This window comes from Candidatus Thermoplasmatota archaeon, assembly GCA_018814355.1.
GTDB lineage: Archaea > Thermoplasmatota > Thermoplasmata > UBA10834 > UBA10834 > COMBO-56-21.
In genome coordinates this window covers 1-7804 of record JAHIZT010000013.1, presented here as the reverse complement: position 1 = coordinate 7804, position 7804 = coordinate 1, and the positions used below count along the sequence as shown (strand labels likewise).

5 protein-coding genes are annotated in these 7804 nt (G+C 54.7%); all 5 read right to left on the bottom strand.

The window, feature by feature from the left end; translation table 11 throughout:
- Positions 1 to 1528 (bottom strand): FAD-dependent oxidoreductase (locus tag KJ653_00420; protein MBU0684305.1); only part of this gene is annotated, 1528 nt, incomplete at its 3' end.
- A gap of 29 nt (positions 1529 to 1557) precedes the next feature.
- Positions 1558 to 2322: a hydrogenase iron-sulfur subunit gene (locus KJ653_00415; protein MBU0684304.1), complete on the bottom strand. Its 765-nt coding sequence runs from the start codon at positions 2320 to 2322 to the stop codon at positions 1558 to 1560.
- A complete protein-coding gene (locus KJ653_00410; GenBank protein ID MBU0684303.1) occupies positions 2323 to 5355 on the bottom strand; it encodes a CoB--CoM heterodisulfide reductase iron-sulfur subunit A family protein in 3033 nt (1010 codons plus the stop codon).
- Position 5356: 1 nt separating this feature from the next.
- On the bottom strand, positions 5357 to 6145 hold the full coding sequence (locus tag KJ653_00405; protein ID MBU0684302.1) for a hydrogenase iron-sulfur subunit: 789 nt from the start codon (positions 6143 to 6145) through the stop codon (positions 5357 to 5359).
- A gap of 273 nt (positions 6146 to 6418) precedes the next feature.
- Positions 6419 to 7804, bottom strand: a 1386-nt coding sequence (locus KJ653_00400; protein MBU0684301.1) for a 4Fe-4S dicluster domain-containing protein, incomplete at its 5' end; no start/stop codon positions are given.

The window sequence follows — 7804 nt, the reverse complement described above, 5'->3', positions numbered from 1 at the left end:
TCCTTGGCGTGCAGCTCGCGACCACGACCCTGTTGAGCTTCAGCTCCTTGACCTTCTCCTTTATCTTCTCTTGAGTGTCCTGGGAGCATGTGTACAGGTTCTGCTCGGCGTAGACGACGTTCGGGAGCGTCTTGGCGTACTCCGTGACCTCCGGGACCTTGACCACGCCTCCGATGTTGACACCGCAGTGGCAGACGAAGACGCCTATCCTCGGCTCCTGGCCCTCCACGCTGATCTCCTTCGGATACTCCTTCTTCGTGACCAATGTCCCCCTGGCAGCCGCGATGACGCCTCCCGCCTTGGCAGCAGCGCCCGACGCCTCGGCGACGGTCATCGGGATGTCCTTCGGCGATGAGAATGCGCCCCCGACGAATACGCCCGGCCTGGATGTCTCGACAGGGTTGAACACTGTGGTCTGCGCGAACCCGTCATCGTTGAGCTTGAACTTCATGATCCTGCTCAAGTTCTCGGCGTCGACTGGTGGTCTGAGCCCGACTGCCAGAACGACCATCTGGAACTCCTCCTCCTTCGGCTCGCCGTTTTCGACATACTTTATCTTGAGGTTCTTTGTCTTCGGGTCCTCGGTGACTGCCGCCACCCTTGACCTTACGAATTTTATGCCCCACTCGTTCTGGGCCCTGTTGTAGTACTCGTCGAACTCCTTCCCGAACGCCCTCATATCCATGAAGAATATGCTCGGCTTCACCTGGGACGTGTGCTCCTTGGCTATGACCGCCTCTTTGATAGAGTACATGCAGCAAACGCTGGAGCAGTACTCGTTCCCGCAGTGCTCGTCTCTCGAGCCGACGCACTGAATGAACGCGATCTTCTCGGGGATGTCGCCGTCCGAAGGCCTCAGGATGGTCCCGAAGTACGGGCCCGTTGCGGACATTATCCTCTCGAACTCGATGCTCGAAACGACGTTCTGGTAGACACCGTAACCGTATTCGGACTTCAGGCGCGCGTTGAACTCGTCGAAGCCCGGAGACAGGATGATGGATCCTACCTTGATCTCCAGGATCTTCTCCTTCTGGTCGTACTCAACCGCCTTGGCCTTGCACTCCTCGGCGCATATGCCGCACCCGATGCACTTGTCCGGGTCGATCGAGAAGATTAGGGGAACGGCCTGCGGATAGCGCACGTAGATGGCCTTCCTGACCTTCGTGTTCTCGTCGTACTCGTTGGTCGTCTCGATGGGACACTTCTGGGCGCAGCTGCCGCAACCAGTGCATTTCTTGGGATCTACCCTGAACGAGTGCTGCTTGACGGTCACATCGAAGTTGCCCGCCTCACCCTCGAGTTTCGCGATCTCAGCGTTCGTTATCAGCTCGATGTTGTGGTGTCTCCCGGTCGCGACTAGCTTCGGTGCCATGATGCACATGGCGCAGTCGTTTGTCGGGAAGGTCTTATCGAGCTGGGCCATAGTACCGCCTATGCTCGCCTGCTTCTCGACCAGGTACACCTTGTAGCCGGAGTCAGCCAGGTCAAGCGCTGACTGCATCCCTGAGATGCCACCGCCGACCACCATCGCCGCCCCGATCCTCTCACTAGCTGCCATCACTGCTCACCCCCGATCTCGATGGTTCTGTATGTTGGCGTGAAGCCTTCCGGGTGGTCCATTGAAATGAGATTCTTCTGCCTCAGCGCGACTATGTGCTCCAACACTCGATGCGTCGGGACGTTGGTCTTCTTTGAGAGGTCCTTCACGGACATGTTGTTCTTCTTCGCAAGCAGGAGGATCATTGATCTCTCGAATTCCTCCTTCGTAGCATTGTACACAATGTCCAGGAGTTTCTCCTTGTCCAGCTTTTCTCCGTAGGCATTCCCTTCCTCGACGATCTTCAGCTCATTGCTCACAAGGGCCCTAAGTCTGAAATTACTGAGAGCATCGCGTACTGCCAATAAGCCATCCATCCTTTCTCCCGCGTTGCTTGGGCCAAGTTTCTGGAGCACTCCTGTGAAATCCCTGACGAGGTCGGCAAACCGTTGTCCCTCAGAGGCGCTCACCCATTCAAGTTGCACCCGTCGCGGGTCAATACCAGCAAGCTCAAGGATCTTCTCTGTAAGACCGATCTTGTAGCTAGCCTGGAGGTTTCCATTTATGTAATGGCAGTCCCCCGGATGACAGCCTCCGATGAACACACCATCGGCACCTTGGATCAGAGCCTCGACTATGAGAAGGGGATCGACTCTGCCTGAGCACATCACGCGGACTATTCTGATATTGGGCGGGTACTGGAACCTTGAGACTCCTGCCAGGTCCGCACCTGCATAGCTGCACCAGTTGCAGAGGAAGCCTACGACGCGAGGTTCGAAAGCCATCTAGGTCCCCCCCTTGACACCATTGGCTTCCTTGACAGCGTTCGCAACCTGAGCGATGAGCTGCTCATCAGTGAAGCCGGGTAGACGCACAGCTCTCTCTGGACATGATGCAACGCAGGTGCCACAGCCCTTGCACAAGACAATGTTTGTCTTTGCTATGCCCTCGGCATTCTTCTCCATTGCACCGTAGGGGCAGATAGTCAAGCAGGTTCCACAGCCTGTGCATTTCTGTTCGTTCACCTGAGAGACTATTCCTTCAACCTCGTAGAAATCCTTAGAGAGAATGGTCGATGCACGTGAGACTGCTGCCGATGCCTGCGCTATGCATTCTTCGATGAATTTCGGCGAATGAGCGAGTCCGCAGAGATAGATGCCATCCGTTGCGAAGTCTACTGGGCGTAGTTTCATATGCGCCTCGAGGAAGAATTTGTCCTTGCTCAGTGGTACCTTGAGGATCTTTGCGAGGCTCTCATTGTCCGGATTCGGCAGGGTCGCGGCTGCAAGCACCAGTGTATCTGGTCTCATGTCCACATGCTCACCTAGGAAATGGTCGAACGCTTGAACATGCAGTTTCCCACTTTCCATTGTCACGGTTGGCAAGGGGTCATCGTAGTATCTGATGAACAACACTCCGTTCTCAGCAGCCTCCGAATAGAAATCCTCGCGGAACCCATATGTGCGGATGTCCTTGTGCAGGATGTACACGTTCGCCGCAGGGTTCAACTCTTTCAGCTTGAGCGCATTCTTGATTGTCTCGGTGCAGCACACACGTGAGCAGTAGGTCCGGTCCTTTGTTCTGCAGCCGACGCATTGTATCATAACGACGCTCTTCAACTTCTTGGCCGCGGACGGGTCCTTGGCAAGGAGTTTCTCGAACTCCAGTTGGGTCACGACCTTGTCGTGCTTCCCGTAGAGATATTCATTTGGCGAGTATTCCACTCCGCCAGTTGCTACGATGATCACACCAGTGTCTATCTTCACTTCCTTCTTGTCAGCGGCGATGGTGGCCACATAGTTGCCGACATAGCCACTCAATTCCTTGAGAAGCGCATTGGTGTGGACGTGAATCTGCTCGTTGCTTTTCACGCTCTCGATCATCCTCTTCAATTCATTCTGCGTGTTCTCGCCATCCAGTGTGAAATGTATGCGCTTGAGAATCCCGCCGAGTTCCTTCTCCTTCTCGATGATGTGCGCTTCATATCCTTCCTCAGCGAGCCCAATTGCACAGGTCATTCCGGACAACCCGCCACCAACTATGAGCGCGCTCTTCTTCACAGGAACAGTCACGCGGGGCAATTGTTCGAGCAGTCTCGCTTTTGCCACGGCCATCCGAACAAGATCTTTCGCCTTCTCCGTCGCCTTGTCCGGTTCGTGGGTGTGAACCCATGAACACTGGTCTCGGATGTTCGCCATTTCGAATAGATGCATGTTCAGCCCTGCTTGACGAATGGTGTTCTGGAACAGCGGTGCATGCGTTCTCGGAGTACACGATGCCACAATCACCCTGTTCAGATTGTGTTCCTTGATCTTCTGCTTGATCTTCTCGTTGGTGTCCTGGGAGCAAGTGTACAGATTCTCCTCAGCGTAGACAACGTTCGGGAGCGTCTTCGCGTATTCCATTACCTCGGGTACACGCACAACACCACCGATGTTGATGCCGCAGTGACACACGAAAACGCCGACGCGAGGCTCCTCGCCAACAAAGTCGGTCTCCGGTGGGTATACTCGTTCAGTTACAAGTGTGCCTCGGGCGCTCGAAATCAGAGATGACGCTTTTGCCGCCGCCCCGCTCGCCTGTGCAACCGAATCAGGAATGTCTTTCGGCGCGGAATATGCTCCGCAGACGTATATCCCTGGTACGTTTGTCTCCATCGGCGAGAAGATGTTTGTATTTGCGAACCCGTATTTGTTCAGATTGATGCCAAGGACGCGCTTTAACCGCTCGGTATCCTTGGGTGGTGAAGCGCCAACAGAAAGGACGACCATGTCGAACTCTTCGCTCTTCAGGTCCTCTCCCTCAAGATACCAGACAGTCAGGCTCTTCGTTTCCGGGTCTTCTTCCACTTTGGCGATGCGGTTGTTCTTGACGAACTCTATCTTGTGAACTTCCTCCGCACGGATGTAGTATTCGTCAAACTCCTTCCCATATGCCCGGATGTCCATGAAGAATATGTACGCCTTCAGGCCAGGGGTATGCTCCTGTGCGATTGTCGCCTCTTTTATCGCGAACATGCAACAGACTGAAGAGCAGTAAGTCTTCCCTATCTGTTTGTCACGAGATCCTATGCACTGGATGAACGCCATCTTCCGAGGAAGCTCCCCATCGCTCGGCCTGAGGACAAGGCCTCCATAAGGTCCAGTTGCTGACAGCATTCTTTCGAGGTCTAGGGAAGAGACAACGTTCGGATATCTGCCATAGCCGTATTCCGGTTTGAGGCTTAGATCGAACTCCTCATAGCCTGGGGCAAGAATGATTGAGCCAACCCTCATCTCCAGGACCTTTTCCTTTTCAGCGTACTCGATAGCCTCAGCCTCACATTGAGTCGCACAGATTCCGCACCCAATGCAGTGGTCCTGATCGATGATGTGCGTCGGCGGTATTGCCTGAGGGTACCTCACATAGATTGCCTTTCTGAGCTTCAGTCCCTTGTTGTACTCATCTGGTACCTCTATGGGGCAGCGCTGTGTGCAAACGCCACAACCAGTGCATTTGTCCTCCCTTACCCGCCTTGTCCGCCTTACTGCTGTCACTCGAAAATTGCCCGGCGATCCCTCTACCAGCTCGACATCGGCATTCGACACTATTTGGATGTTATGATGTCTGCCTGTTTCCACGAGTTTCGGTGCCATGATGCACATTGCACAGTCGTTCGTGGGGAAAGTCTTGTCAAGTTGTGCCATCGCACCTCCGATGTTCGGGCTCTTGTCCACAAGATAGACCTTGAATCCTGAGTCTGCCAAATCGAGAGATGCCTGCATGCCAGCGATGCCACCGCCGATCACGAGAACTGCGCCAACGGGTTCTTCAGTCATTTCACACGCCCCCTATTCCATAACCTTGCGAGCTCTGATAGAGAGGCGTAGTGCCCTCTATGCGGGATAGCCTCACCAGATCGCGCTCCTTCAGCGTTACAATATGTCGCAGGACCTTCGTCGCAGACAGGTTCAGAGATGCTGCGAGTTCTTTTACAGAAACTGGTTTGCTGGACGCTGCCAGCAGGATGTTAATTCGCGCGAATTCGTCATCTATCACTGAATCGAGCAATGCATTCAGCTCCTCTTCGGACATCTTTCTCCCAAAGACATTACCCTTCTCAGAGAATTCTACATACTTCCCAAGCAATGCACGAACCCTCACGTCCTCGACAACGCTCTTCGCCGCGAAAAGAAGCTCGAGTTTCTTGATGTCAGGCTGTTCTCCGCTCACTGGGCTCGCACCAAGTGCGGAGATCTGCGCAGTGAACTCTGTCATGAGTTTCGCGAAGCGCTCCCCCTCTGAGGCACTCACCCATTCAAGCCTCAAACGCTCTGGCTCGATGCCGCATTTCTCGAGGAGTTTATTGACGACCTTCATGCGCTGCTGTGCATAGTAGTTGCCCTTGATGTAGTGGCAGTCACCGATGTGACATCCACCAACGAACACGCCGTCGGCACCCTGGATGAACATCTCAAGAACAATGTCCGGGTCAACGCGTGCGCTGCACATCACCTTGACGATTCTTATCTCGGGCGGGTACTGGTACCTGCTCACGCCAGCCAAATCCGCTCCAGCATAACTGCACCAGTTGCACATGAAACCCATGAGCTTCGGTTCGAAGGACATCTTCTTACCTCCCTATTGTGCCGGACATGAGCCCACGCACACAGATCATGAAATTGCATTCAACAGTCAGTCTTCGTTCGCAAGTATGACAGCGCAGCGCGAAGAGAAGGTTTCTCATTATCAGGCTCTTCGTTTCCGGATCCACATTGGGCAGTGAGCTCCCAGCCATCTCCATGCTCTCATGTTGGACCCTTCCCCAGCGCGGCAGAGTCGAAACGTGTTTCTTGAACAGCCAAGCGGTCCTAATGGCGTTCACGGCGTCCTTCTCGCTTGTCACAGGATCACCTCCTTGATACCGGCCAGCCCTTCAACGATGAGCTGCTCGTCTGTATAGTGCAGCATCGTCATGGCCTTCTCGGGACACCCTGCCCCGCATGAACCGCAACCCTTGCATGCAGCCTTGATCACCTCTGCTTTCATGCCTTTGGGACCGCGTGCCACGGTTATCGCTGAGTATGGGCAAAGCGACGCACAGATTCCGCATCCCACGCACAAGTCTGTGTTCACATCCGAAGCGATTGCCTCGGCAAGAACATATCCCCTGCTGAGAGGTATCGCGGCTCTAGACGCCGCGGCGGCCGCCTGCGTCGCACATTCCGTGATATCAGATGGACCTTTGCAAGTCCCGCAGACATAGATGCCTTCCGTCGCGAAGTCCACCGGCCTCAATTTCACGTGTGCTTCTAGGAAGAACCCTTCCTGGCCCAGAGGCACCTTGAGCATCTGCGACAGCTCACCAGCATCCGGCTGTGCGACCAGCGGTGTAGCAAGTATGACCATGTCGACAGGCATCGTCCGCTCAAGCCTCAAGGTCTCATGGAAGTAGCCGACAGTGAGTTGGTTGCCCTCCATGTAGACCCTCGGCAGGTGCTCGGGCGTGTATCTGACGAACTTCACGCGCTTCTCCCTGGCCTTGTTGTAGGTCAGCTCGTGCTCGACGCCGTAGGACATGACATCCCTGTTGAACATTGTGACCTCGATCTTCTCCGAGGGGCCGAGCTTGACCTCTTCTGCCTCGCCCTCCTCTCCCCTCTCCCTGCCGCGCCTCCTGCGCCTGCGATCGAGGATTTCCTCGGGCACCTTCTGTTCGACTGGTATCTTCTCAACGACGGTGCCATCCTTCTCCATCAGGCCAAGCATGTTCTCGTAGTTGTCCACGATGTTGATGGCGTTCTTGATCCCAACGTTGCAGCATATCCTGGAACAATACGATTTGTTCTGGCCTCTTGAGCCGACGCATTGGATAAAAGCCACGTTCTTTAGCTTCGGGAGAGTCTTCTTCTTGCAGAGTATCTCGAACTCAGTCAGCGTGACGATGTTCGGGTACTGGTTGTAGCCATATAGGCCTTCAGGCACTAACTCGAGCGCGCCCGTCGCGACGACGATAGTGCCCACCTTCGACTTGACGTCTTCCGCGCCTTTCTGGCCTATGACGATATCATAGTTTCCGATGAATCCTGAGACGCTCTTGACCTGAGAATTCAAGTGATGGATGATGTTCTTGTGGGTCTTGCCCTTCTCGATGAGCGGCTTGATGGTCTCGGCCGCGCTCTTCTCCGTGACATAGAGGTTGTTCAGGTTTCTGACGAAGCCTCCTAGCTCGCCATCTTTTTCGACGAGATGCACGGGGAAACCCATGTCTGCCAGCGACAGCGCAGC